The sequence below is a fragment of the Streptomyces spiramyceticus genome (assembly GCF_028807635.1).
Lineage (GTDB): Bacteria > Actinomycetota > Actinomycetes > Streptomycetales > Streptomycetaceae > Streptomyces > Streptomyces spiramyceticus.
Genome location: NZ_JARBAX010000001.1, coordinates 417,487 through 443,781, shown reverse-complemented (window position 1 = coordinate 443,781; position 26,295 = coordinate 417,487). Strand labels below are relative to the sequence as shown.

Below are 26,295 nucleotides of genomic sequence, written 5' to 3'. Positions count from 1 at the left end.
TCAGGACGGCGCAGAAAGGGAGTTGGCGCAGGTCTGCCATACTGCGGAGATCCTGTGGCAGTTGGAGACTAGGGCCGAATTTGAATATTAGTCAACAGCGCGGTTCCACCGAGCGTTCGCAGGTGCGCCGCGCCGAACTCATCGCGACCGGACGGAAGTTGTTCGCCGACACGTCGTACGACGCACTGTCGATGGACGACATCGCCCGGCACGCGGGCGTCGCCAAGGGCTTGATCTACTACTACTTCAAGAGCAAGCGCGGCTACTACCTCGCCATCATCGAGGAGTCCGTGGCCGACCTCGTCGCGCGCGCCGGCAGCGACACCGACCTCCCGCGCACCGAGCGCGTCCAGCGCACCATGGACGGCTACCTGCGCTACGCCCAGCACCACCAGGCTGCGTACCGCACGATCGTCACGGGCGGCGTCGGCTTCGACAGCCAGGTCCAGGCGATACGCGACGCGGTGCGCGAGGAGCTGATCGCCACCATCGCGGAGGGGGCGTACGGCCGCCGCGACATCCCACTTGTCGCCCGCTTGGCGCTGATCGGCTGGATGACCGGCGTCGAAGGGGTCACGCTGGACTGGCTGGGGCATCAGGAGCTGGAAAGGGACGAAGTGCGCGAGCTGCTCATACGGCTGCTGCGCGGCACTCTTCGTACGATCGAGGAACTGGAGCCAAGCTGCCCGGCGCCGCCCGCCACCCCGTGACGGGAGCCCTTCCATCGGGCATACTCATCCCGCCACAGCCGCTGGCCAGCGACTTCCGTGATCCGGAGGGCGCGAAGGCGGCCCGGCAGCGAGACCCGGCGGCGCCGCCACACCCTGCGCGCGCGACCGCCGCAGTGCCCGACAGGGAGGAGAGCGCCGCAATGCCCGACCGCGCCCCGGAGACGGTGGAACGTCAGCTGCCCACGGAGGAGTCCCGGGATCTGCTCGCACTCGTGCGAGACATGATCCAGCGGGAGATCGCGCCCCAGGCGGCGGCCGAGGAGGACGCCGGGCACTTCCCGCGCGAGATCTTCACTCTGCTGTCCGCATCAGGTCTGCTCGGTCTGCCGTACGACGCCGAACACGGCGGCGGGGACCAGCCGTACGAGGTCTACCTTCAGGTCCTGGAAGAGCTCGCCTCGGCCCGCCTCACGGTCGGCCTCGGCGTCAGCGTCCACAGCCTCGCCTGCCATGCCCTCGCCGGATACGGCACCAAGGAACAGCGGGCCGAACACCTGCCCGCCATGCTGGGTGGCGGCCTGCTCGGCGCCTACTGCCTCTCCGAGCCCCAGTCCGGTTCCGACGCAGCCTCGCTCCGCACCAAGGCCGTCCGTGACGGGGACAGCTGGGTCATCAGCGGTACGAAGGCCTGGATCACCCACGGAGGGATCGCCGATTTCTACACGGTCCTCGCGCGTACGGGCGGGGAGGGCGCCCGGGGCATCACGGCCTTCCTGGTGCCCGGCGACGCCGAGGGGCTGAACGCCGCGCACCCCGAGAAGAAGATGGGCATGAAGGGCTCGCCCACCGCCCAGCTCAACTTCGACGGCGTACGCATCCCGGACTCCCGCCGTATCGGCGAGGAGGGTCAAGGCTTCGCGATAGCGCTGTCCGCACTCGACTCGGGCCGGCTCGGCATCGCGGCCTGTGCGGTCGGGGTGGCGCAGGCGGCACTGGACGAGGCCGTCTCGTACGCCACCCAGCGGCAGCAGTTCGGCAGGCCGATCGCCGACTTCCAGGGCCTGCGCTTCATGCTCGCCGACATGGCCACCCAGATCGAGGCGGGCCGGGCGCTGTATCTCGCGGCGGCGCGTCTGCGGGACGCCGGGCGGCCCTTCTCGCGGCAGGCGGCGATGGCGAAGCTGTTCTGCACGGACGCGGCGATGCGGGTGACGACCGACGCCGTCCAGGTGCTCGGCGGCTACGGCTACACGCTGGACTTCCCGGTCGAGCGCTTCATGCGCGAGGCGAAGGTGCTCCAGATCGTCGAGGGGACGAACCAGATTCAGCGCATGGTCATCGCCCGCCATCTCGCCGGGCCCGAAACGCGCTGATCCGATCCGCGTCCGGCCATGCCGGGGACGCCACGAGCCGCACCCACTCGGGGTCGCGGCGTCCCGGCAGGGTCCGGCCGCTGCTCTGCCACTGGTACACGAGGGCCCGGTAGAGGGGCGGATCCGGAGCATGCGGAACCGATTCTTCGAGCGACAGGGGAGCGAGGCGCCGGCGTCCGTCACCGGCCTCGATGTACTGCAAGGTCATGCCTGGGCAACAGCCGCGGGGCCGTCGGGGTTATCGCACGGACCGTCCGAGCGTCCGTTCGCACAGTGACCGTACCGCTCCGGCGGTGACACGAGTATGGCCCCGGGCGCCATTCCTGACGTACCGTCATGTCCGCCGCCGGGGCCGCACCCTCCGGGCGACGCCGTATCCAGCTACGTCCGCCCAGGAGGACCGCCGTGGCCGAGGACCGCCCCATCGCGCTCGACGAATACCCCATCCACCAGGCCCCGCTGTCGATGAAGCACGTCGCGACGGGCGACCGCAACGCCTACGACCGATGCATCTTCCACCTCGTCGACCACACCGGCCGCGCCCTGCTCATCGCCGGTCTCGGCGTCTACCCGAACACCGGGGTGATCGACGCCTACGCGACCCTGCGCATCGGCGACCGGCTGCATGCCGTCCGCGCATCCGACGCCCTCACCGACGACCGTATGAACCTCTCCGTCGGCCCGCTGCGCATCACCGTCGACGAGCCGCTGCGCCGCTTCTCGCTGCACTGCGACGCCGATCCGGCGGACCCGGACTCCCTCTCGTACGACGTCACCTGGACGGCGGAGTTCCCCGCCGTATGGGAACCGCACCACGTCCAGCGGCGCGGCGACCGTCTCATGCTCGAAGGCCGCCGCTTCGTCCAGGCGGGTGGCGCCGCGGGCACGATCCGCGTGGCGGGAGAGGAGATACGCCTGGCGGCGGGGGAGTGGACCGGGACCCGCGACCGGAGCTGGGGCGTGCGGCCCATCCCCGGCGAGGACGGCGGCCGCGCCGCCGAGGAACACCGTCCGGAGGGCTTCCACTGGCTCTGGATCCCGGTGCGCTTCGACGACCGCTTCCTGATGGTGATCGCCCAGGAGGATGCCGACGGCCACCGCACCCTGAACGAAGCCCTCCTCGTGCGCGAGGGCGAACGCGACGTACAGCTCGGCTGGCCGCACGCCGACATCACGTACCGCCCGGGCACCCGCCACCCCGAGCGCGCCGTCATCCACCTCACGGACCCCGCGCGCAAGCCGCTGGAGCTGGGCGTGGAGATCCTGAACTCGTCGCCGCTGGCCGTCGGCGCCGGATACCCGCCCGCGGCCGACTGGCAGCACGGCAGCTGGCAGGGCCGCGGCTGGACGGACCGGCGTACGTACGACCTGTCCGACCCCACCGCGCACCCCATGGCCGCGTACGGCGTCACCGACCACGCCGCCCGCTTCACCCTGGACGGGCGGATCGGCCACGGCATCTTCGAACACGGCACCTTCGGCCGTCACGACCCGAGCGGCTTCACCGGCTATGACTCGGTCGCCGGCTAGCCGCCCGGGCCGCCGCATCACCTCAGAGGACGAAGACGCTCTGCGCGGTCTCCGTGCAGTACGTCTCTCCGGGGTAGACCAGCCAGTCGACCTCACCCGTGCAGTCGGGCCCTGTCCAGACCTCGGCGATGGCATCGGTGTGGTTGCTGCATACGGTCCGTAATCGGCGTGCGGAGGCAACTCCCCCCGCTGTGCGCTGTTCAACCCACTCACCTGCGAGTCACCCCACCCACCTGCGAGGAGCACCGCCATGGCCACCGCGCCCCGCCCCCGCACGACCACCCGCGACCCCGGAGAACTCGGCCGCCGGCTCACCGCCTGGCTTGGCACCCGGCTTCCCGGCGCCGACGTCACGGGCGTCAGCGTCCCCGAGTCCAACGGCATGTCGAGCGAGACCCTGCTCTTCGACATCGAGCACCCCGAACCGCCCCTGCGCGCCTGTGCGTTGCGGCTGGCCGCCGACCCGGACGCGTACACCATCTTTCCCACGTACGACATGGCTCGCCAGCACCGCACCATGAGCCTGGTCGCGGAGCACACGGATCTGCCCGTGCCCTGTGTGCTCTGGCTGGAGGAGGACCCTGAGCCGCTGGGGGCGCCCTTCTTCGTCATGGAGCGCGCCGAGGGCCGTGTGCCGCCGGACGTCATGCCCTATACGTACGAAGGGAACTGGCTGCACTCCGCCACCGACGCGCAGCGCGCCCGCCTCGAAGAGGCCTCGGTCTCGCTGATCGCCCGGCTGCACGACCAATTTCCCGTGAAGGAGGCGGAATTCCTTGCCGCGCCCGGTGAGGGAAGCGCACTGCGCCGCCATGTCGAGGCCCAACGCGCCTACTACGACTGGGTAGTGGCAGGGCTGCCCGCCTCCCCGCTCATCGAGCGCGGCTTCGACTGGCTGGCGGAGCACTGGCCCGACGACGAGGGCGAACCGGTGCTCAACTGGGGCGACGCACGCATCGGAAACGTCATCTACGACGGCTTCGAGCCGGCGGCCGTACTCGACTGGGAGATGGCGGCCGTCGCCCCGCGCGAGGTCGACCTCGGCTGGACGGTCTATCTCCACCGCTTCTTCCAGGACCTCACGGTGAGTTTCGGCCAGCCGGGCCTGCCGGACTTCCTGCGCCGCGACTCCGTCGAGAGGCGTTACGCCGAACTGACCGGCCACACGCCCCGCGACATGGAGTTCTACACGCTGTACGCCGCCCTGCGGCACGCCGTCGTGATGCTGCGCGTCGCCTACCGGCAGGTGCACTTCGGTGAGGTCCTGGTTCCCGCGGACCCGGACGCGATGATCCTGCACCGGGCGTCGCTCGACGCGATGGTCCGGGGAACGTACTGGAGTGAGCCCTGACTTCAGGCAGCGTGCCGCAGCTGCGCCTTGACGGGACGCGAGCCCGGACCGCCGACGTGCGAGAAGGGCTGCGTCCGCCAGTCCAGCTCCTGAGGGAGCGTCAACAGCAGTGCGGTGTCCTGCTCCTGGACCTCCAGTGTCTCGTCGGCGGGCTTCGCGTCCGCCGCCGGGCGGCCGGTGCCCGCGCATGCCGTGAGCACGAACGGGTTCCACGGAGTGGGGCACTTCGCGTGCTCGGGCAGGACGGTCTCGTCCGCCAGCAGCGCGATCGGCTGGACACAGTCCGGGCAGATCACCCGGTACATCTCAAAAGTGTCGTAGTCGTCGAGAAGATCATCGTCGTCGACGGATTCAACAGGCTCCGGTTCAGTACGTCCGGTGCGCTTCAGGCTCTGCATGGAGACACTCCCCCTCGGGTGGGCCGACAAGGCGCTGCGGCCTCGACCACAGCAACCAATTCCCGCCGCACACGCGCGGTAACCGCGCAGCCGCCGTGGACACGGTCGCAGGCCTGTGGCATTCGTCACATGCCGCCCGCAGGTGCCCGCCGGGGGAGCCCCAGGCTGTGCCTGGAGCGCTCAGGGGCATAGGTTGATCCGCTATGGAGGAGCTGGATCGTCAGATCGTGGATTTGCTCGTCAAGGACGGGCGGATGAGCTACACCGACCTGGGCAAGGCCACGGGCCTGTCCACGTCGGCCGTGCACCAGCGGGTGCGCCGGCTCGAACAGCGGGGCGTCATCCGCGGCTATGCCGCCGTTGTCGACCCCGAGGCCGTCGGGCTGCCGCTCACCGCGTTCATCTCGGTGAAACCGTTCGACCCCAGCGCCCCCGACGACATCTCGGAACGCCTCGCGGGCGTCCCCGAGATCGAGGCGTGCCACAGCGTGGCGGGCGAAGAGAACTACATCCTCAAGGTGCGCGTCGCCACCCCGCTCGAACTGGAGCACCTGCTGACCCGCATCCGCTCCTTGGCCGGCGTGTCCACCCGTACGACCGTGGTCCTCTCCACCCCGTACGAGGCCCGCCCGCCGCAGGTCTGACCCCGGGCACAGAACACCCCGTCCGAGGGGCGAGACTGGTCCCCATGACCGAGCACAACGCCCCCCGGGCCGAACACCGCACCGTGCTGCTGCGCGGTGGAGACGTCCACAGCCCCGCCGACCCCTTCGCCACCGCGATGGTCGTCGAGCGGGGACACGTCGCCTGGGTCGGCTCCGAAGGCGCGGCCGACGCCTTCGCCTCGGGTGTCGACGAGGTGATCGACCTCGAAGGCGCCCTGGTCACCCCCGCCTTCACGGACGCACATGTGCACACCACGTCCACCGGTCTCGCCCTCACCGGCCTCGACCTGTCCGGCGCGCGCTCCCTCGCCGACGCGCTGGATCTCGTACGGGCCCATGCCGCGGCCACTCCGGCCGGCCAGATTCTTCTCGGCCACGGCTGGGACGCCACCCGCTGGCCCGAGCAGCGCCCCCCGTCCCGCGGCGAACTCGACGAAGCGGCGGGCGGACGGCCGCTGTACCTGCCCCGGGTCGACGTCCACTCGGCCGTCGTCACCACTGCCCTCCTCGACCTCGTCCCCGGCGTCACAGCGCTGACCGGCTACCACCCGGACGCCCCGCTCACGGCCGCCGCCCACCACGCCGTACGCGCCGCCGCCCACGGCGCCGTCACGCCTCAGCAGCGCGCCGAGGCGCAGCGCGCGGCGCTCGCCCGCGCCGCGTCGCTCGGCATCGGTACGGTCCACGAGTGCGCGGGCCCCGAGATCTCCGACGAGCAGGACTTCACCGGCCTGCTGAAGCTGGCCGCCGAGGAGCCGGGTCCGCGAGTCTTCGGCTACTGGGCGGAACGCGTCGCAGATGCGAAGGACGCCGAGCGGATCCGGGAACTCGGCGCGATCGGCGCGGCCGGAGACCTCTTCGTCGACGGCTCGCTCGGCTCCCACACGGCCTGCCTGCACGCCCCGTACGCCGACGCCGCGCACACCGGCACCGCCCACCTCGATGCCGCGGCCGTCGCCGCCCACGTCACCGCCTGCACGGAGGCCGGACTGCAGGCGGGCTTCCACGCCATCGGTGATGCCGCGATCAGCTCCGTCGTCGACGGCGTGCGCGCCTCGGCGCAGAAGCTCGGCCTCGCCCGGATCCGCGCCGCCCGCCACCGCGTCGAGCACGCCGAGATGCTCACCCCGGCCACCATCGCGGCCTTCGCCGACCTGGGACTGACTGCCTCTGTCCAGCCCGCTTTCGACGCGGCCTGGGGCGGCGACGAAGGGATGTACGCGCAGCGCCTGGGCGTCGAGCGGGCCCGTACGCTCAACCCGTACGCCGACCTGCTGCGCGCCGGCGTGCCGCTGGCCTTCGGCTCCGACAGCCCGGTCACTCCGCTCGACCCGTGGGGCACTGTCCGGGCGGCGGCCTTCCATCGCACGCCCGAGCACCGGGTGTCCGTACGCGCCGCCTTCACCGCGCACACGCGCGGCGGCTGGCGGGCAGTCGGCCGCGACGACGCGGGCACGCTCGTGCCCGGAGCTCCCGCCGACTATGCGGTCTGGCGGGCGGACGAACTCGTGGTGCAGGCCCCGGACGACCGGGTGGCCCGCTGGTCGACCGACCCGCGCTCCGGTACGCCCGGCCTGCCCGATCTCACTCCGGGCGCCGAACTCCCGGTCTGTCTGCGTACGGTGGTTTTCGGACAAACAGTTTTCGTACACCCGGACGAGTGATGTGCGCGGGGCGCGTACCGCCGATCGGTGTTCCCAGGGGTCTTCCTGCCACTTGCGTATCTTCGGCACTGACCTGGTGATTTGGGCAAACACCGCAGGTCACACGACTGTTGACAGAAAGCGGCCAGCGGCGGGTAGGTTCGGCCGAGTCCACCGCAGGATGTCCGACCGGCAAACCTCCACGCAGTCGTCGAACGCCGCTGGGTCATGGGGTGGTGTGCCGCACGGGCGCACCAGCACTCGGAGCCAGGTTCAGCGCCCGCGCCTCGGGGGCGAGGGAAGGTTTCAGCCGGGAGGGTGTCCCCTCCTGCTCTCGCGAGCTCGGGGGAGGGTGTGACCCGGGTGGGGCCCGGATGTTCAGTAGACAACGGCTCTCGGCCGACCCGCAGCCGGCGGGTCCGAGGTCGGCCCGAAGGACGCCGGGCCCCGATCCGCAGAAACGAATTTCTGTTTTCCCCGATTTCCCCGGTTTCCCCGGTATCGGGAAGCCTTCCGTGCGGGCCCGCGGAGCACGATCGCTATGGTGGTGCATCTGTGTACGGACATTAAGGGGCAGCAGTGAACGACGGCGGTCAGAGGCGTTACGGCCCGCTCGGCAGAGCCTTGGTGATCATTCCGACCTACAACGAGGCCGAGAACATCAAGCCGATCGTCTCCCGGGTGCGCTCCGCGGTGCCCGACGCGCACGTCCTCGTGGCCGACGACAACAGCCCCGACGGCACCGGCAAGATCGCGGACGAGATCGCGGTCGGCGACGACCAGGTCCACGTCCTGCACCGCAAGGGCAAGGAGGGGCTGGGTGCGGCCTACCTGGCGGGCTTCCGCTGGGGCATCGAGCACGGTTACGGCGTACTCGTGGAAATGGACGCCGACGGCTCCCACCAGCCCGAGGAACTGCCCCGCCTGCTGACCGCCCTCAAGGGCGCCGACCTGGTCCTCGGCTCGCGCTGGGTGCCCGGTGGCCGCGTCGTCAACTGGCCCAAGCACCGCGAGATGCTCTCCCGCGGCGGCAGCACGTACTCGCGGGTGCTCCTCGGTGTCCCGATCCGCGACGTCACGGGCGGCTTCCGGGCCTTCCGAGCGGAGACCCTGGAAGGGCTCGGGCTCGAAGAGGTCGCGTCCCAGGGGTACTGCTTCCAGGTCGATCTCGCCCGCCGCGCGGTCGAAGCCGGATACAACGTCGTCGAAGTGCCCATCACCTTTGTGGAACGTGAACTGGGCGACAGCAAGATGAGCCGTGACATCGTCGTCGAGGCGCTGTGGCGGGTGACCGCCTGGGGCATCGGCTCCCGGGCGAACAAACTCCTGGGCCGCAAGCCCTCCTCCTGATCTCTTACGCCGTCCAGGCGCCCCGCCAGGCACACTGGAGGCATGACGACCGGCTCACCGACCCCGACAGCTCCCGGGCGCTCGCGCGCCCGCACCTTCGCACCTCTTGGCGTCGCCGTCTGGCTGGTGCTTGAGATCTGGCTGCTGACCGTAGTGGCCGACGCCGCCGGCGGACTCACCGTCCTGGCGTTGCTGATCGCGGGCGTCGTGCTCGGCGCCGTGGTTATCAAGCGGGCCGGCCGCCGCGCCTTCAAGAACCTCACCGAGACCCTCCAGCAGCAGCAGTCGGGCGTGACGCCGGCCCAGCGCGAGGGCAGCAGCGGCAATGGCTTCCTGATGCTGGGCGGCCTGCTGCTGATGCTGCCCGGACTGATCTCTGACGTGGCGGGGCTGCTGTTCCTCGTGCCGCCCGTCCGCTCGCTGCTCGGCAGGTACGCCGAACGGTCGCTGGAGCGCAGGATGCGCGCGGCGACTCCCGGCAGCCTGGGCGACGCCTTCCAGCAGGCCCGTATTCACCGCCCGGACGGCAAGGTCGTACAGGGTGAGGTCATCAGGGAGGACGGGGCGCCCGCGCCGCGCCGGGACGACGGACCCAGGCCGCCGATCGCCCCGTGATCAGGTGATCAGGCGCGATCGGGACAAGGATCTTGGGCCAGGACCATGGGCCCGGAGATCACGGGCCGGAAATGAAACAAGAGCCGCGGGGGTGTGACACAGACTCGCTGTGTCACACCCCCGCGGCTCTTGCCGTTGTGCTGACTGCCGTCAGGCGCAACGCCGAAGCATTACGCGGACTTGCGGCTGTCCCGCGGATGCACCGCAATGTTCATGGCGCCTGAACGCAGTACCGCAAGCCTCTCGGCCAGGACCTCTTCGAGCTCCTCGCGGGTGCGCCTCTCCATGAGCATGTCCCAATGCGTACGCGCGGGCTTGCCCTTCTTCTCCTCAGGCCCGTCGCCGTCTACAAGGAGTGCCTGGGCGCCACACGCCTTGCACTCCCACTCCGGCGGAATTTCTGCCTCAACCGAGAACGGCATCTCAAATCGATGTCCGTTCTGGCATGCGTACTCCACCGCCTGGCGCGGGGCCAGATCGATGCCGCGGTCCGTCTCGTAGCTGGTAACCACAAGTCGCGTGCCGCGGAGAGCTCGCTCACTCATGAATCGTGCCTCCCGGGCTTGTCGCCCACAGGACAGGTGTCGCTGTCGTCGTCATCCGGTCAACGTCCGGTCGGCGGTAAAGATTCCCGTTGCGGGTCATGCGTCGCCCGTCGTGCCGCCCCTTGTTGTACCCACCAGTGCCCGGTTTGTCACTTCTGGCAGCAGATGTCACCCAGCGTTGTCGATGTCCGAGCGCGCAGTAACGGTCCGCCTGGCAGGCCAAAGGCGTACACTACCGGCCTTTCACTTCAAGCACTAAATCCGCTCCGGTACGGGGTTTCCAGCCGCCTCCACGGCCCGCCGTACGGGCACCCGTGCGAGCAGTACGAAGCCCAGCGCGAAGAAGGCCACGAGAGAGATGATCGCATCCCGATAACTGCCGGTCAGCTGGTACGCGAGGCCGAAGACCAGCGGCCCCAGCCAGCTCATTCCCCGGTCGCTCATCTCGTAGGCCGAGAAGTATTCGGCCTCCTTGCCGCGCGGCACCAGATGGGAGAAGAGCGAGCGGGACAGGGCCTGGCTGCCGCCCAGCACCAGCCCGATCGCCGACGCCAGGGCGAAGAACCAGACCGGAGCCCCGGCCGGCAGGAAGTAGCCCGCGCCGATCGTCAGCGTCCAGGCGGCGAGGGAGCCGAGGATCGTGCGCTTGGCTCCGAAGCGCTGAGCCAGCCGGCCCATGCCCAGCGCGCCCGCCACCGCGAGCACCTGCACCAGCAGGATGGCGGTGATGAGCGTGGTCTGGTCGAGGCCCAGCTCCTCGGACCCGTAGATCGAGGCCTGCGAAATGACCGTCTGTACACCGTCGTTGTAGACCAGATAGGCCAGCAGGAAGGACAGCGTCAGCGGATGGCGGCGCATGTCCTTGATCGTCGCGACCAGCTGGCGCCACCCCGCACCGACCCGGCCCGCGGCCTGCGGCTCGCTCCGCTCCACCCTGCGGTCGCGCAGCCGGCGCAGGGGTACGAGCGTAAAGGCGCCCCACCACAGACCGGCTGAAGCGAGGCAGATCCGTACTGCGGTCCCCTCCGAAATCCCGAAGCTCTCATGGCCGGAATAGAGGACGAGATTGAGGACGAGGACGAAGGCGCCCGATGTGTAGCCGAACGCCCAGCCCCGTGACGAGACTCTGTCGCGCTCCTCCGGCTCGGCGATCTGAGGGAGATAGGCGTTGTAGAGCACCATCGCGACGGACTGGGAAGCGTTGGCGACGATCAGCAGGAACGCACCCAGCAGATAGCGCTCCCCGTCCAGGAAGAACATGCCCGCTGTAGCGGTCGCCCCCAGGTACGCGGCGGCGGCGAGCAGCGGCTTCTTTCTGCCCGTACGGTCCGCGACCGCGCCCACCAGAGGCATGACCAGAACGGCCACAACGACCGATACAGAGACGGTGTACGCGAAGAGAGAGCCGGCCCGCACCGGGATGCCCAGCGGATGGACGAAGCCCTCGGCGTCGGCGGCCGCCTTGGCGACCGTCGTCAGGTAGGGGCCGAGGAAGACGGTGAGCACGCTCGTCGAGTAGACGGAGCAGGCGAAATCGTAGAAATACCAGCCCTGTTGCTCGCGTTTGCGGCCGGTGGCCCCGTCCGTGCGATCCACGGTGTCAGTTCTCACCGTGCGCCCCCCTACGCTCGTCCCCGTGCCGGTGCGGGCCACGGGGCGGGCGGGTCAGTTCCAGGCACCCCGCTCGGTCAGCACCGTGCGCAACGTCTCGATGTGATCCGTCATGATGCCATCCACGCCGAGGTCGAGGAGCGCCGTCATCCGGCCCGGATCGTTGATGGTCCAGACGTGGACCTGCAGGCCGAGGGCGTGCGCCGTCCGTACCAAGCGGTGGTCGACCACCCTGATGCCGTTCTGTACCTCGGGAACCTGAGCGCATACGGCGCTGCGGCGCAGGGTGGCGGGCACCGAGCGTGCGCGCAGCCACAGGCCCAGGACGCCTGTGGTGCCGTACGAGGTGGCGAGGCGGGGACCGGCGAGGCGCTGCGCCCTGGCGACGCGGTTCTCGTTGAACGACCCGACGCACACCCGGTCCCAGGCCCCGGTCCTGCGGACCAGGTCGACCAGCGGGCCCAGGGCGGGCTCCGCCTTGATGTCCACATTCCAGCGGGCGTCCGGGAACTCCTCCAGCAGTTCCTCGAAGAGGGGCAGCGGTTCGGTGCCCGCCACGCGCGCCCGGCTGACGTCCCTCCAGGGCAGCGCGGCGATGCGCCCGCGCACGTCCGTCACCCGATCGAGGGTCGCGTCGTGGAACGCGACGAGCCGGCCGTCCGCCGTGGCGTGCACATCGGTCTCGAAGTAGCGGTACCCGGACCCGGCAGCGCGCCTGAAGGCCGCCGCCGTGTTCTCAAGACCGTCACCGGCCCCGCCACGGTGCGCGAAGGCGATCGGAGCGGGGTGGTCCAGATAGGGATGGCGTACGCGAATCACCGGGGGATTATTGCGCGTTCCTGTGTATGCGTGGCGACGACCGTACTGCGGGAGCCCGGCGAGGGGACGGCGAAGAAACGCAGGAAGAACTGCGCGAGCGGTCCGATCGCGAGGGCGTAGACAACGGTCCCGGCGCCGACCGAGCCGCCGAGGACGAAACCGGCGGCGACGACGGCGACCTCTATGGCGGTACGCACGAGCCGGATGGAACGCCCGGTGAGCCGGTGAAGCCCGGTCATCAGCCCGTCGCGCGGACCCGGCCCGAAGCGGGCGGCGATGTACAGGCCGGTCGCCAGCCCGTTGAGCGCGACGCCGCCGAGCATCAGCGGAATCTGCCCGGCCAGTCCGTGCACGTCCGGCACGAGGGCCAGGGTGCCGTCCATCGCGATGCCGATCACCACGACGTTGGAAACGGTGCCGAGGCCCGGACGCTGCCGGGCCGGGATCCAGAGCAGCAGGACCGCGGCGCCCACGATGATCGACACGACTCCGATCGTCATCCCGGTCCGTTCGGCGAGCCCCTGGTGCAGCACTCCCCAGGGTTCGAGGCCGAGGCCGGCCCGTACGAGGACCGCCGAACTCACTCCGTACAGCACCAGACCGACGTACAGCTGAATCAGCCGACGGGTGAGTTCTCTGGACAAGGAGTGCTCCCTGGGTAGTGCTGGTGGACCGACACGTGACACCCTGTGGCTTGGCAGGAGATGCCATCCATGGCCAATTCGGGTTAGGTGGACTGGAAATCATGGCTCAGTGGACTTCAGCGGTCGGGGCGGCTCAGCTCGCCAGGCAGCTCAACGCCCAGCAGCCCCGCCCCGCGGGGCCCGGTACGCGCAAGCCGCCGGCCTACCGGGCCCTCGCCGACGGCATAAGGCTGCTCGTCCTGGAAGGGCGCGTTCCGGTCGCTGCCCGGCTCCCCGCCGAGCGCGAGCTCGCCGTGGCGCTGGCCGTCAGCCGTACGACCGTGGCCGCGGCCTACGAGGCGCTGCGCGCGGAGGGCTTCCTGGAGTCGCGCAGGGGAGCAGGCAGCTGGACCGCCGTCCCGGCCGGAAATCCGCTGCCCGCCCGGGGCCTCGAACCCCTGCCGCCCGAGTCCCTCGGCTCGGTGATCGACCTCGGCTGCGCCGCCCTGCCCGCGCCCGAGCCGTGGCTCACGCGCGCGGTCCAGGGCGCCCTGGAGGAGCTGCCGCCGTACGCGCACACCCACGGCGACTACCCGGCGGGCCTGCCCGCGCTGCGCGAGATGCTCGCCGACCGCTACACCGCGCGCGGCATCCCCACGATGCCCGAGCAGATCATGGTGACCACGGGTGCGATGGGTGCGATCGACGCGATCTGCCATCTCTTCGCGGGCCGCGGCGAACGCATCGCCGTCGAGTCGCCGTCGTACGCCAACATCCTTCAGCTCATGCGCGAGGCGGGCGCCCGCCTGGTGCCCGTCGCCATGGCCGAAGGGCTCTCGGGCTGGGACCTGCCGCGCTGGCGCCAGGTCATGCGCGACGCCGCCCCCCGTCTCGCGTACGTCGTCGCGGACTTCCACAACCCGACCGGCGCCCTGGCCGACGACGAGCAGCGTCGCGGTCTCGTCGACGCGGCGCGCTCGGCAGGGACCGTACTCGTCGTCGACGAGACCATGTCGGAGCTGTCCCTGGACCTGGACGAGGGCGTCGGCATGCCGCGGCCGGTCTGTGCCTTCGACCCGGCGGGCAGCACGGTCCTGACGGTGGGCTCCGCGAGCAAGGCGTTCTGGGCGGGCATGCGCATCGGCTGGGTCCGGGCGTCGCCCGACGTGATCCGCAGTCTGGTGGCGGCGCGCGCGTACGCCGACCTCGGGACGCCGGTTCTCGAACAGCTGGCCGTCACCTGGCTGATGAGCACGGGCGGTTGGGAGCAGGCCGTGGACATCCGCCGTACCCAGGCACGGGAGAACCGCGACGCGCTCGTGGCGGCGGTTCGCAGGGAGCTGCCCGACTGGGAGTTCGACGTGCCGCGCGGCGGGCTTACGCTCTGGGTCCGTACCGGCGGGCTTTCCGGATCCCGGCTGGCAGAGATGGGCGAGCGGGTCGGCGTACGGGTGCCTTCAGGGCCGCGTTTCGGTGTCGACGGGGCCTTCGAGGGGTATGTGCGGCTGCCGTTCACCGTGAGCGGCCCGGTGGCGGACGAGGCCGCGGTGCGTCTGGCGGCGGCCGCGAGGCTGGTGGAGAGCGGGGCGAGCTCCGGTTCGGAAACGCCGCGGACCTTCGTCGCCTGACAGGTCGTCGGAGGAGGCCGCTCGGGAGGCTTGAGAGGTCGCTTGCCGGGGGCTCAGCCCTCGGCAGGCACCGGTTCCGGTCCGTGGACCGGGGCCTGGCCCTGGGCCGGAGTCTGACGTCCCGGGCCGGGCCGCGGCTCGGGCGGCTCCGGCTCCAGCTCCGACTCCAGCTCAGGCTCCAGCTCAGGCTCCAGCTCAGGCTCCAGCTCCGGCGGTACCTGGTACTCGGGGAGCAGGTCGAGTACGGCCTGCCGGTGCGCCTCGCTCGTCGCGTCGTCGTAGGGGTCGGGCGTCGCCGGGACCTGGAGCCGCATCACAGGCCCGGTGCCCAGCCGCGCGTAGCCCCGGCCGGGCGGCACGTCGCGGGTCGGTGTGGTGTGCGGCGGCGCTCCCAGTACGGCTTCCACCTGGGCGGGGGTTGCCGGGCCGAGCACCGCACGGGCGCGCGTGTGCGTCCGTACGCTCTCGCTGAGGGCTTCCATCGTGTCGAACTGCTCGGCCACCACCACCGTCACATTCGCGGCCCTGCCGTGCCGCAGTGGCACTTGGAGCAGCTCCTGGGGGTCGGTGCGGCCGTCGGCCGCGGCCAGATGACCGAAGACGCTCGGCCGGTCCAGCAGGACCCACAGCGGCCGTCTGGTGTCGTCGGGCGCCGGATGCCCCGCCTGGCGGGCCCGGTTCGAGGCGATGAGCCGCCGCTCCGTCTCGTGCGCGGCCCACTCCAGGCTGGCCAGCGCCCCTGCCAGGCCGCATTCGACGGCCAGTACGCCTCTGCGCCCGGTGAGGCAGGCGTACTCGCCGGTGCCGCTGCCCTCGACGATCACGACGTCGCCGTGCTGGAGGGCCTGCAGTGCGATCGAGCGCAGCAGACTGGTCGTACCGCTCCCGGGCTGTCCGACGACGAGAAGGTGCGGCTCCGTCGAGCGCGTACCCGTCCGCCAGATCACCGGGGGAGCGTCATTCGTCTTGTCTCCGTGAGTGACCGGCACGGTGCGCTGGACCGCGTCGGCGTCGGTGAAGCCCAGCACGGTCTCACCGGGTGCGGTGACGAAACGCTGTGCCGCGATGGAGGTGGGGAGTCCGGGGAGCACCGTCATGAGCAGCAGGTTGCCCTCCTCGTCCCAGTCGAAGTGGTACTCGCGGCCGCGGCCCGACTTGGCGTGCAGGAGCTGCTCGATGCGCCGGCGGCTCGCGGCTTCGCCGTCGGTGAAGTGCGCCGGGTACTGCACGAGGAGCCGGACGAGCCGTCCGTCCTCGAAGGCGTACTCGCAGAAGGCCTTGTCCCACTCGCCGCCGTGGGCGAACAGAGGGCTGGGGTCGTCGGCCACCGAGAAGTACGGGACGAGCGCTTCGTAAATGGCGCGGAGCCGGTCGGTCTCGGCCGGGTTGGGACCGGCGTGCACCGCGATGTATCCCCGTCCCTTCCAGGCGGCCGCGCCCATCACCGTAATCAGGGCGAGCAGCGGCCCGTACGGGATGAGCGCGACCACCAGGACGATCGCCGCCACCAGAAATAGCGCGGAACCACGCCGCTCCTTGGGCGTATCGGTCCATTTGCGCCGGCCGGCGGCGGTCAGCTGCCGCAGGCCACGGGTGATGACGATGAGCGGATGGAGGACGTCGGTGGCGCTGTCGGCTGCAGTGCGCGCGATCTCGCGACTGCGGGTGATCGAAGCACTGCCGCTGCTCAGAATGCGGGGGAGTGGACGAATTCGCCGGGCCACTTCGGTCTCCTGGATGTGTTGAAGCGGTTACGGCAGGTCAGAACTTGATCCCGCCCAGAAGGCTGGCGAGGCTGGCGCCCCCTGCCTTGATACTCGGGGCGATCGCCGTACCCGCGAGGTAGAAGCCGAACAGTGCGCAGACGAGCGCGTGGGACGCCTTGAGGCCGTCTTTCCGAAAGAACAGAAAGACGATGATTCCAAGCAGCACGACGCCTGAGATGGACAGGATCATGTGGGTCTCCTGGTTGATGGGGACAGTCACCCTGAGTTCTTCCAGGCTCACAGCATGTATCTATACGGCAAAAGGTGCAAATGGGTTACTTGTCGGTTTTTTCACTGGACTGGCCGATCTTGGTCCGCTCGCGTGGATCTTTGCCGCAGGTGGGCCGGGTCATGTCGTCCGACGGGCAGTACCCTGACGATTCACTCGTACGGCGCTGCTGCCGTACGCACAGGTCACAGCAGTGAACGGCAGAGGAGGGCGGTCCGTCCGATGAGCGAAACCCCGGATCCCGAAGTGGTCGAACTGGCTACGAAGATCTTCGACCTGGCACGCCAGGGAGAGGCCGAGGCGCTTGCCGCGTACGTCGACGCAGGCGTATCCGCGAACCTCACCAACGACCGGGGTGACTCCCTCGTGATGCTCGCCGCCTACCACGGCCACGCGGCGGCGGTGGACGCGCTGCTCGCCCGCGGCGCCGACCCGGACCGGGCCAACGACCGCGGCCAGACGCCGCTCGCCGGCGCGGTCTTCAAGGGCGAGGACGCGGTGATCCGCGCCCTCCTGAGCGGCGGGGCCGACCCGGCCGCCGGAACGCCGTCAGCGCTGGACACGGCGCGCATGTTCGACAAGAAGGACGTGCTGGAGCTGTTCGGCGCCCAGTGAGCGCCGCCGCCGCGGGGCGCCGTAAATGTGGTCGCGTCGGCGAAATGGCTGGGTCATCATGACGTCGGATTCACATGCACGAGGTAAGGGCAGAAGTTGCCGGACCACGGGAATGTGAGCGGGCCCGCTCCGGGCCCACCGACGAGAGGCAGAGGAAAATGGTCTACACCGAGCACGAGACGACGACGGACGGCCGGACATGTTGTCGCGCGGCCTAGACACGGCACGTCCCCGGTTGCGTCGACAGCTTGATGTGAGGCTTTTCCCATGTTCGATCCAGTCATAGCGCCGAGCGGCACCTTGCTCGGCCTCCTGCAGAGGGGCCGCGGCGACGGCACGCTGCACGCGCTTGCCGCGCCCCGCTCCGAAGCGCTCGCGGCCCTCAGCCACTGTGTTCTCGACGACCCCCGCCACGACTGGCAGGTCGAGAACCGCTCCCTGTACTACGCGCGCCTCTATCTGGATCTCGACGGTGGGCTCGAATCGATCGAGCAGCACCTCTTCCACCCCGAGGACCTCGTCGACTCCGACGAGGCCAGAACCGGCCTCGCACTCGCCGTCCTCGGCCACCTCGCCTCGTACGGCAGGAACGACGCCCTCGTGCTGCTGCGGCGGTATGCCAGGACCGGTGCCAACTGGGCCTGGGCCTTGGACGAGCTCGCCCTGCGCGACGACGACGCCGGACTGCGCGGCCTCGCCGTGCCCGTCCTCGACCGATTCCCCGCGACCCCGCAGGGCGAGGCCGAACTGGCCGCCGCCGTACGGGACGCCTACGAGCCCCGGCCCTGGCGCCTGTGGGCGGAGGATCCGCGCGAAACGGTCGGCGCCCGAGTGCGGGCGGCGGGCGAGCGGGGATCGTTCGACCGCTGGCAACGACAGATGCGGCCGACCGGGCCCCGCCCCGGCTGGAGCGTCCAGGCCGTATTCGACTGGGCACAGCAGGGCCTCGACCGGGGTACGCCGCTCCATGTGCCGGCCGCCCGATGTCTGACCGCCGTGGCGGGACCCTCCGACCGCGCGGCGATCGTCGAGGCCGCCCGCAGCGGCCAGGACGGGGCGCGCAGCACCGCGCTGCACTACCTCGCTGAATCACGGGACCCTGCCGTCCTCGACCTGATCGAAGCGGGCGCGCAGGACCTCTCACGTACGGTCGCGGACGCCGCGGTCGCCGCCTTCGAGCGGATGTGCGGCGACGACGCGGTGGACCGGGCCCGTGGGTGGGTCCACCGTCCCGACACCCTCGGCGCATCGGCGGCCGGCGTGCTCGCCTGCCGGGGCGGGGCACAGGACGCCCCGCTCGTACTCGGCGCGCTGCGGGAGACCGTACGGTCCGACGGGCCGGACGCACCGCTCCTGTGGACCCTGGTCGACGGGGCGGGCCGGCTCGGCATCTGTGCCGCCGCACCCGTACTGCGACACATCTACCGGGAGACCGCCTCCTCGCACCTGCGCGGCCGCGCGGCGCGCGCCCTGGCCGCTACCGACCCCTCCTACGCCACGGGCTTCGCCGTCGAGTGCCTGTGGGACTGCGAGGAAACCACCAGAGAAGTCGCGGCACTTCACGCCGAGACAGGCGACGCACGCGTGGCGGAGAGACTGCGGCGACTGGCCGCCGACCCGGCCGAGGAGGCCGAGGTACAGACCGCCGTACGCAGCAGGATCGGGCCCGACGCGCCCGCTCTCTGAGCGGGCGCTACGGGGGGCGCCGAGCGGGCGCTAAGGGCCGGCCTCGGCCCGGCGGCGAGCGGGCTACGGGCACGGGGGCCAAACGCTCATAGGACGTTCCCCGCACGGAAAGATCCAAGTCGGCCGGGCCACTCCCGGCGGGACGACAACACGGATATGCGTGTCGCCATCGTCACCGAGTCCTTCCCGCCCGACGTCAACGGCGTTGCCCACTGCGCCCTGCAAACCGCCCGGCACCTCGCCGCCCGCGGTCATGACCCGCTCGTCATAGCCCCGGCCACTGCGTCCGGGACAGGCTCAAGATCCGCCTCAAGATCCGGCTCAGGATCTGGATCCGGCTCCGGATGGGGCTCTGTGGCCGGCTCAGGACCCGGCCACGAAAACGGGCCGCCGTACCCCGTAGTGCGCGTGCCCTCCCTTCCGCTGCCCGGCTATCCGCAGGTACGGGTGGCGCTGCCCAGCCGTAGGGTGGCCGCTGCACTCACCGCGCACCGGGCCGAACTGGTTCACCTGGCCGGCCCGTTCGTCCTCGGCGTGCGCGGGATGGCGGCCGCCGCCCGGCTGGGCATACCGGCCGTCGCCGTCTACCAGACCGACCTCGCCGGCTATGCCCGTACGTACATGGGAACGGGCGAAGGAGCCGCCTGGCGCCGGATCCGGGCCGTACACAGCGCGGCGGACCGCACTCTCGCGCCCTCCACGGCCTCGCTGCGGGACCTGGAGGAGCACGGGGTGCCCCGCGTCCGGCTGTGGGGGCGCGGTGTGGACACGGCGCGGTTCCGGCCGTCTTTGCGAGACGAGGCGCTGCGGCGGGCACTCGCGCCCCGCGGGGAACTCCTCGTCGGATACGTCGGGCGGCTGGCTCCCGAGAAGCAGGTGGAGCTCCTGGCGGGCGTGTGCGGCCTCGCGGGAGTACGGGTCGTGATCGTGGGGGACGGGCCGAGCGAGCCGTCGCTGCGGGCCGCACTGCCGGGCGCCGTCTTCATGGGGCGCAGGACCGGCGACGACCTCGCGAGCCTCTTCGCCTCCCTGGACGTCTTCGCGCACACCGGACCGTACGAGACCTTCTGCCAGACCGTGCAGGAGGCCATGGCGAGCGGGGTGCCGGTGATCGCCCCCGCGGCGGGCGGCCCGCTCGACCTCGTCGACCACGGGCGCACCGGCCTGCTGGTCGAACCGCGCGACTCCGATGCCCTACGGGCGGCGGTGTCCCTACTCGCGGGCGCACCCGCACTGCGGACGGCGTACGGCAGGGCGGGGCGGGTGGCCGTCGAAGGCAGGACCTGGGCCGCTGTCGGCGACCAACTGCTCGGCCACTATGCCGAGGTGCTGTACGAGCGCACGGTGGTGGCGGCATGAGCGGGTCGCTGCGGATCGTACGGCTGGCCAATTTCGTCACGCCCTCGTCGGGTGGCCTGCGCACCGCCCTGCGGGAACTGGGCCGGGGCTACTGCGCGGCGGGGCACGAGCCGGTGCTGGTGGTTCCCGGCGAGCGGGAGAGCGACGAACTCACGGCACAGGGGCGGGTGATCACGCTGCCGGGCATCGTGCTGCCCGGCACCGGCGGCTACCGGATCCTCGCGAACCGGCGCCGCCTGCGCCGCCTCCTCGAAACCCTCGCACCGGACCGCCTGGAAGTCTCCGACCGTACGTCGCTGCGCTGGACAGGGGAGTGGGCGCGGCGCCACAGGGTCCCCTCGGTGATGGTGTCGCACGAGACGGCGGACGGCGTGCTGCGTACCTGGGGCCTGCCGGAGGCAGCGGCGGGGCGGGCCGCGGACCGGCTCAACCTGCGCAGTGCGTGGGCGTATTCGCGGATCGTGTGCACGACGGAGTGGGCGGAGCGCGAGTTCGTACGTATCGGTGCACGCAATGTGGTGCGCGCCCCCCTCGGCGTCGACCTGCGCAGATGCAGGCCGGGGCGGCGCAGTACGGCGCTGCGCGCCCGCCATGCGCACGGGGCCGACGTACTGCTGGTCCTGTGCTCACGCCTGTCGGTCGAGAAGCGGCCCGGCACCGCACTCGACGCGCTGGCCGCTCTGCGCGGGCGGGGCGTACGGGCCGTGCTGACGGTCGCGGGAGACGGGCCACTGCGGGACGGGCTGAAGCGCAGGGCGCGGGCACAGCGGCTGCCTGCGGTCTTCCTGGGGCACGTCGGGGACCGCGAAGAGCTGGCGGACCTCCAGGCGGCGGCGGACGTCTGCCTGGCCCCTGGCCCCGCCGAAACCTTCGGTCTGGCCGCACTGGAGGCGCTCGCCTGCGGCACTCCCGTCGTCGCGAGTGCGTCGTCGGCGCTGCCGGAGGTGATCGGAGGCGCGGGACTGGCGGCCGCCGACTCGGGCGAGGCGTTCGCCGACGCCGTACAGCAACTGCTCGCCCGCCCGGAAGCGGAACGCCGCACGGCGGCCAGGGCACGGGCGGAGCTCTTCGGGTGGCCGACGGCGGTGGAGGCGTTCTTGGCGGCGCACGACGCGGAGGTACGGGTGCCGGTGCGGATGCGGATGCGGGTGCCGGGGGTGCCGACGTGAAACTTTCAGTCCCTGGGGGTCCCCCTGGACGCAGTCCTCGGGGGAGTTCGAAGAGCGGGGTCGGGGGCGGAGCCCCCACGCGGCGGCAGCCGCAAAATGTCACAGCGGGAAGGGACGGGGAGGGGAAAGCGCCACAGGCAGCCTGCCACCGCCCCGCGCCCACCCTCCGCTTCGCCGCGCTCGGCGACTCCCTCACCGAGGGCGTCGGCGACCCCGTGCCCGGCGGATGGCGCGGCTGGGCCGCACTGCTCGCCTCCGGCCTCGCCGCGCCCGGCCAACCCGCGGAGTTCCGCAACCTCGCCGTCAGCGGCGCCCTCACCCGCGACGTCGCCGAACGCCAGGCACGCGATGCCCTCGCCTACGCCCCCGACATCGCCTCCGTCGTCGTCGGCGTCAACGACACCCTCCGCCACACCTTCGACATCCACGACCTGGCGGTGCGGCTCGACGGGGTCTGTGCCGCGCTCACCCGAAGCGGCGCCGTGCTGCTGACGGCCTGTCTGCCGGACCCCGGGACCATGCTGGGGCTCCCGGCCCCGCTGGCCCGCCCGCTGGCCCGCAGACAGCGCGCAGTCAACGCCGTCGTGCACGCCCTGTCCGCCCGCTACGGCGCCGTACACCTGCACATCGCCGACGGGCCCTGGGTCGCCGACCGCGACCTCTGGAGCGCCGACCGGCTCCACCCCGGCGAGCGAGGGCACCGGCTGATCGCCGCACGCTTTCACGCCCTCCTCGCCGCCGAAGGGCTCGCCTCCGGTGCCCCGCCGCGACACGAACCCGAGCAGCCCCCGCCCACCCGTGCCGCCTCGCTCCTCTGGCTGCTCACGGCGGGCACCGGATGGCTGGCCCGCCGGTCCACCGACCTGCTGCCGCAGCTGCTCCAGCTGGCTGCCGCAGAGCTGCGGCACGGGGCGCGCGGAACCAGCGCGCGGCTTGATCTCCGCGCCTCCCAGGCGCTTTCGGCCGCGCTCGCCGCCGTAAGCACACCGGTTTCGGCGCCGCCTCTTGCCAGAATGGGGGAATGAGCGGGCGCTGGGAATTCTGGATCGACCGTGGCGGCACCTTCACCGACGTGGTGGGCCGACGTCCCGACGGACGGCTCGCCACCCGCAAACTGCTCTCGCACAATCCGGAGCGCTACCGGGACGCCGCCGTCGCCGGGATCCGGCTGATGCTGGAGCTCGGCCCCGACGAGCCCGTCCCGGCCCACCGGATCGACGCCGTCAGGATGGGCACGACGGTCGCCACCAACGCGCTCCTCGAACGCCGGGGCGAGCCGACCGTACTCGTCGTCACCGAGGGCTTCAGGGACGCCCTGCGCATCGCCTACCAGAACCGTCCCCGCCTCTTCGACCGCCACATCGTCCTGCCCGAGTCGGTGTACGAGCGAGTCGTCGAGGTGTCGGAGCGGATCGACGCGCACGGGGTGACCGTACGGCCGCTCGAAATCGCCGCCGTCACCGAGCAGTTGCGCGCCGTGCACGCCGACGGCTTCCGCAGCGCCGCGGTTGTGCTGATGCACGGTTACCGCCACCCCGACAACGAGCGTGCCGTCGCGGACGTGGCCCGCGACCTCGGCTTCACCCAGGTCAGCTGCTCGCACGAGGTCAGCCCGCTGATCAAGCTGGTGCCGCGCGGCGACACCACCGTCGTGGACGCCTATCTGTCACCGATCCTGCGCCGCTACGTCGACGAGGTCGCCGATGAACTGCGCGGCGTCCGGCTGATGTTCATGCAGTCCAACGGCGGCCTGCGCGAAGCCGCCCACTTCCGCGGCAAGGACGCCGTGCTCTCGGGCCCCGCGGGCGGCGTCGTCGGCATGGTCCGTACGTCGGGGCAGGCCGGATTCGACCGCGTCATCGGCTTCGACATGGGCGGCACATCCACCGATGTGTCGCACTACGCCGGTGAGTTCGAGCGGGAATTCGGCACCCAGGTCGCGGGCGTACGGATGCGCGCTCCGATGATGAACATCCACACTGTCGCCGCGGGCGGCGGCTCGGTCCTGCACTTCGACGGCCAGCGCTACCGCGTCGGCCCCGACTCGGCCGGCGCCGTCCCGGGCCCCGCCTGCTACCGGCGCGGCGGCCCGCTTGCCGTCACCGACGCCAATGTGATGCTCGGCCGCGTCCAGCCGGAGCACTTCCCCGCCGTCTTCGGCCCGCACGGCGACCAGCCCCTGGACGGCGAGACGGTGCGCCGTCGCTTCGCCGAGCTGGCCGATACGGTGGCCGAGGCAACAGGGGTACGGCGCAGCCCGGAGGAGGTCGCGTCCGGCTTCCTCGACATCGCCGTCCTCAACATGGCGAACGCCGTCAAGAAAATCTCCGTACAGCGCGGCCGCGACATCACCCGGTACGCCCTGACCAGCTTCGGCGGCGCCGGCGGCCAGCACGCGTGCGCCGTCGCCGACGAGCTCGGCGTCAACACGGTGATCGTGCCGCCGCTCGCGGGAGTGCTCTCCGCGTACGGCATCGGGCTCGCCGACGCCACCGCCATGCGCGAGCAGTCGGTCGAGGCGGAGCTGGACGAGGGGGCGCTCCGGCGCGTACGCGAACTGTGCGACCAACTGGCCGGGCGCACCCGCGAGGAGCTGCGCGCCGACGGCATCGCGGATTCGGCGATCACCACACGCGCCCGGGTGCTGCTCCGTTACGCCGGTACGGACGCGAGCCTGCCCGTGGCGCTGGGCAGCGTCCCGGACATGACCGCGGCCTTCGAAACCGACCACCGGGCGCGCTATGCCTTCACCATGGACAAGCCACTGGTCGTCGAGGCCGTCTCGGTCGAGGCAGTGGGCGCGGCGGGACCGCACAGCGCGGTCGGAGCGCAGACCACCGTCGATGAGAGCGCGGGCGCGTTGAAGGCGCGTGCGACGGTGCGGATGTTCACGCAGGGGCGCAGGCAGGACACCCCGCTGTACCGGCGCGAGGATCTGCGCCCCACGGACACGGTCGAAGGGCCCGCTGTCATCGCCGAGGACGACGCCACCACCGTGGTCGACCCGGGCTGGCAGGCGACCGCCGGGGAACACGGCCATCTGCTGCTCACGCGGGTGCGCCCGCGGGCCGGCAGGACGGCGGTCGGTACGGACGTCGACCCCGTGATGCTGGAGGTGTTCAACAACCTCTTCATGGCCATCGCCGAGCAGATGGGCGTGCGCCTCGAAAACACCGCCCACTCCGTCAACATCAAGGAACGGCTGGACTTCTCCTGCGCACTCTTCGACGCGGACGGCAACCTGATCGCCAACGCTCCGCACATTCCCGTACACCTCGGCTCGATGGGCGAGTCCATCAAGGAGGTGCTGCGGCGCAATGAGGGCGCCATGCGCCCGGGCGACGTATACGCCATCAACGACCCGTATCACGGCGGTACGCACCTGCCGGACGTCACTGTCGTGACACCCGTATTCGACCGGGAGGGCGGGCCATTGCGGTTTCTGGTGGCCTCGCGCGGACACCACGCGGAGATCGGCGGTATCAGCCCGGGATCCATGCCCGCCTTCAGTCGTACGGTGCACGAAGAGGGGGTGCTTTTCGACAACTGGCTGCTCGTGAGGGACGGCAGGCTGCGCGAGGAAGAGACCCGCGAATTGCTGACCACCGCCGCGTACCCTTCGCGCGACCCGGACACCAATATCGCCGACCTGCGGGCCCAGATCGCCGCCAACGAGAAGGGGATTGCCGAACTGCGCCGCATGGTGGACGAGTTCGGCCTCGATGTGGTCCATGCGTACATGCAGCACGTACAGGACAATGCCGAGGAGTCCGTACGCCGTATCGTCGCGGGACTGCGGGACGGTTCCTACCGCTACGAGACCGACAGCGGGGCGGTCATCCGGGTCGCACTGAGCGTGGACCGTCAGGCACGCAGTGCGGTGCTGGATTTCACCGGGACCGCGCCCCAGCAGACTGGGAATTTCAATGCCCCCAAGTCCGTGGTCATGGCGGCTGTTCTGTACGTCTTCAGGACACTCGTCGACGACGAAATCCCACTCAACAGCGGCTGCCTGAAACCGCTGGAGGTCCGCGTCCCTGAGGGCTCCATGCTCGCGCCCGTCTATCCGGCCGCGACGGTGGCGGGCAATGTCGAGACCTCGCAGGCCGTCACCGGTGCGCTGTACGCCGCGCTCGGCGTCCAGGCGGAGGGCTCGGGGACCATGAACAACCTCACCTTCGGCAATGAGCGCGTGCAGTACTACGAGACCGTGGCGAGCGGCTCGGGCGCCGGCGACGGATTCGACGGTGCCGACGCCGTACAGACCCATATGACCAACTCCCGCCTCACGGACCCCGAGGTGCTGGAGTGGCGCTTCCCCGTGCTCCTGGAGAACTTCTCCGTCCGCGAGGGCAGCGGGGGAGACGGCCGGTGGCGGGGCGGGTGCGGTGTGGAGCGCAGGATCCGCTTCCTCGAACCGATGACGGTGGCCCTCCTGTCCGGACACCGCCGCGTCCCGCCGTACGGCATGGAGGGCGGCGGTCCCGGCGCGACGGGCAGCAACTTCGTCGAGCGCGCCGACGGTACGGTCACGCCGCTGGAGGGGTGCGACACGGCCGAAGTCGGGGTTGGCGACGCGCTGGTGGTTCGTACGCCCGGCGGTGGCGGATACGGCGTGCCTGACGGCTCCTGACGGCTCCTTATGGCCC

Annotated in this window: 22 protein-coding genes; 15 read left to right on the top strand and 7 right to left on the bottom strand. The window is 71.0% G+C overall.

The annotated features are described in order from the left end of the window. Window positions 1-80: 80 nt before the first annotated feature. The 4 genes from PXH83_RS01865 (at window position 81) to PXH83_RS01845 (ending at window position 4,925) form a co-directional block, all read left to right on the top strand. Window positions 81-710: a TetR/AcrR family transcriptional regulator gene (locus tag PXH83_RS01865; protein ID WP_274555904.1), complete on the top strand. Its 630-nt coding sequence runs from the start codon at window positions 81-83 to the stop codon at window positions 708-710. Window positions 711-871: 161 nt separating this feature from the next. Continuing rightward, the gene (locus PXH83_RS01860; RefSeq protein ID WP_274555902.1) at window positions 872-2,044 is read left to right on the top strand and encodes an acyl-CoA dehydrogenase family protein; all 1,173 of its coding nucleotides are present in this window, start codon (window positions 872-874) and stop codon (window positions 2,042-2,044) included. Window positions 2,045-2,449: 405 nt separating this feature from the next. Beyond that, a complete protein-coding gene (locus tag PXH83_RS01850) occupies window positions 2,450-3,574 on the top strand; it encodes an Rv3169 family protein (RefSeq protein WP_420803105.1) in 1,125 nt (374 codons plus the stop codon). Window positions 3,575-3,824: 250 nt separating this feature from the next. Beyond that, the gene (locus tag PXH83_RS01845) at window positions 3,825-4,925 is read left to right on the top strand and encodes a phosphotransferase family protein (RefSeq protein ID WP_274555900.1); all 1,101 of its coding nucleotides are present in this window, start codon (window positions 3,825-3,827) and stop codon (window positions 4,923-4,925) included. A 2-nt stretch (window positions 4,926-4,927) separates the two neighbouring features. Here the strand turns inward: PXH83_RS01845 and PXH83_RS01840 are convergent, their stop codons facing one another. After that, the gene (locus PXH83_RS01840; RefSeq protein WP_274555898.1) at window positions 4,928-5,323 is read right to left on the bottom strand and encodes a hypothetical protein; all 396 of its coding nucleotides are present in this window, start codon (window positions 5,321-5,323) and stop codon (window positions 4,928-4,930) included. Between the two features lie 203 nt (window positions 5,324-5,526). Between PXH83_RS01840 and PXH83_RS01835 the strand changes: the two genes are divergently transcribed. From PXH83_RS01835 to fxsA, 4 genes are all read left to right on the top strand, one after another. After that, entirely contained in the window at window positions 5,527-5,967 is a 441-nt protein-coding gene (locus PXH83_RS01835; protein ID WP_028814025.1) for an Lrp/AsnC family transcriptional regulator, read from the top strand. A 44-nt stretch (window positions 5,968-6,011) separates the two neighbouring features. Further along, window positions 6,012-7,652 (top strand): amidohydrolase, encoded by a 1,641-nt coding sequence (locus tag PXH83_RS01830; RefSeq protein WP_274555891.1) that lies wholly within the window; start codon window positions 6,012-6,014, stop codon window positions 7,650-7,652. A gap of 558 nt (window positions 7,653-8,210) precedes the next feature. After that, the gene (locus tag PXH83_RS01825) at window positions 8,211-8,981 is read left to right on the top strand and encodes a polyprenol monophosphomannose synthase (RefSeq protein ID WP_274555889.1); all 771 of its coding nucleotides are present in this window, start codon (window positions 8,211-8,213) and stop codon (window positions 8,979-8,981) included. A gap of 42 nt (window positions 8,982-9,023) precedes the next feature. Further along, window positions 9,024-9,596 carry an FxsA family membrane protein gene (gene fxsA / locus PXH83_RS01820; RefSeq protein ID WP_274555887.1) on the top strand — a complete coding sequence of 191 codons (573 nt, stop codon included), beginning with the start codon at window positions 9,024-9,026 and terminating at the stop codon, window positions 9,594-9,596. Window positions 9,597-9,766: 170 nt separating this feature from the next. On the opposite strand, the gene PXH83_RS01815 is transcribed toward fxsA, so the two are convergent. The 4 genes from PXH83_RS01815 to yczE form a co-directional block, all read right to left on the bottom strand. Then, on the bottom strand, window positions 9,767-10,141 hold the full coding sequence (locus tag PXH83_RS01815) for an RNA polymerase-binding protein RbpA (RefSeq protein WP_003959706.1): 375 nt from the start codon (window positions 10,139-10,141) through the stop codon (window positions 9,767-9,769). Between the two features lie 255 nt (window positions 10,142-10,396). Further along, window positions 10,397-11,752, bottom strand: a complete 1,356-nt coding sequence (locus PXH83_RS01810; RefSeq protein ID WP_274567615.1) for an MFS transporter — start codon at window positions 11,750-11,752, stop codon at window positions 10,397-10,399. Between the two features lie 54 nt (window positions 11,753-11,806). Then, window positions 11,807-12,568, bottom strand: coding sequence for a glycerophosphodiester phosphodiesterase family protein (locus PXH83_RS01805; protein ID WP_420803207.1), 762 nt, complete (start codon window positions 12,566-12,568; stop codon window positions 11,807-11,809). After that, entirely contained in the window at window positions 12,568-13,215 is a 648-nt protein-coding gene (gene yczE / locus PXH83_RS01800) for a membrane protein YczE (protein WP_274555880.1), read from the bottom strand. The genes PXH83_RS01805 and yczE overlap by 1 nt, the downstream gene beginning before the upstream one ends. A 101-nt stretch (window positions 13,216-13,316) precedes the next feature. Here yczE and PXH83_RS01795 point away from each other — a divergent pair, with 101 nt between their 5' ends. Beyond that, window positions 13,317-14,822, top strand: coding sequence for an SCO1417 family PLP biosynthesis transcription factor (locus tag PXH83_RS01795; protein ID WP_274555878.1), 1,506 nt, complete (start codon window positions 13,317-13,319; stop codon window positions 14,820-14,822). 53 nt (window positions 14,823-14,875) lie between these two features. Here PXH83_RS01795 and PXH83_RS01790 read toward each other — a convergent pair whose 3' ends face one another. Together PXH83_RS01790 and PXH83_RS01785 are read right to left on the bottom strand one after the other, a co-directional pair. Further along, window positions 14,876-16,546, bottom strand: coding sequence for a hypothetical protein (locus PXH83_RS01790; protein WP_274555876.1), 1,671 nt, complete (start codon window positions 16,544-16,546; stop codon window positions 14,876-14,878). A 37-nt stretch (window positions 16,547-16,583) separates the two neighbouring features. Next, window positions 16,584-16,778, bottom strand: a complete 195-nt coding sequence (locus tag PXH83_RS01785) for a hypothetical protein (RefSeq protein ID WP_018534760.1) — start codon at window positions 16,776-16,778, stop codon at window positions 16,584-16,586. Window positions 16,779-17,039: 261 nt separating this feature from the next. On the opposite strand from PXH83_RS01785, the gene PXH83_RS01780 reads away from it, so the two are divergent. From PXH83_RS01780 to PXH83_RS01755, 6 genes are all read left to right on the top strand, one after another. Further along, window positions 17,040-17,432, top strand: coding sequence for an ankyrin repeat domain-containing protein (locus tag PXH83_RS01780; RefSeq protein ID WP_274555868.1), 393 nt, complete (start codon window positions 17,040-17,042; stop codon window positions 17,430-17,432). Between the two features lie 267 nt (window positions 17,433-17,699). Beyond that, window positions 17,700-19,118: a HEAT repeat domain-containing protein gene (locus PXH83_RS01775; protein WP_274555865.1), complete on the top strand. Its 1,419-nt coding sequence runs from the start codon at window positions 17,700-17,702 to the stop codon at window positions 19,116-19,118. A 156-nt stretch (window positions 19,119-19,274) separates the two neighbouring features. Then, the gene (locus PXH83_RS01770) at window positions 19,275-20,477 is read left to right on the top strand and encodes a glycosyltransferase family 4 protein (protein ID WP_274555862.1); all 1,203 of its coding nucleotides are present in this window, start codon (window positions 19,275-19,277) and stop codon (window positions 20,475-20,477) included. Beyond that, window positions 20,474-21,646 (top strand): glycosyltransferase, encoded by a 1,173-nt coding sequence (locus tag PXH83_RS01765; RefSeq protein WP_274555860.1) that lies wholly within the window; start codon window positions 20,474-20,476, stop codon window positions 21,644-21,646. The genes PXH83_RS01770 and PXH83_RS01765 overlap by 4 nt, the downstream gene beginning before the upstream one ends. Beyond that, window positions 21,643-22,671 carry an SGNH/GDSL hydrolase family protein gene (locus PXH83_RS01760; protein WP_420803104.1) on the top strand — a complete coding sequence of 343 codons (1,029 nt, stop codon included), beginning with the start codon at window positions 21,643-21,645 and terminating at the stop codon, window positions 22,669-22,671. Before PXH83_RS01765 ends, PXH83_RS01760 begins: the two co-directional genes overlap by 4 nt. After that, on the top strand, window positions 22,668-26,279 hold the full coding sequence (locus tag PXH83_RS01755; protein WP_274555858.1) for a hydantoinase B/oxoprolinase family protein: 3,612 nt from the start codon (window positions 22,668-22,670) through the stop codon (window positions 26,277-26,279). Before PXH83_RS01760 ends, PXH83_RS01755 begins: the two co-directional genes overlap by 4 nt. Window positions 26,280-26,295 lie beyond the last annotated feature (16 nt).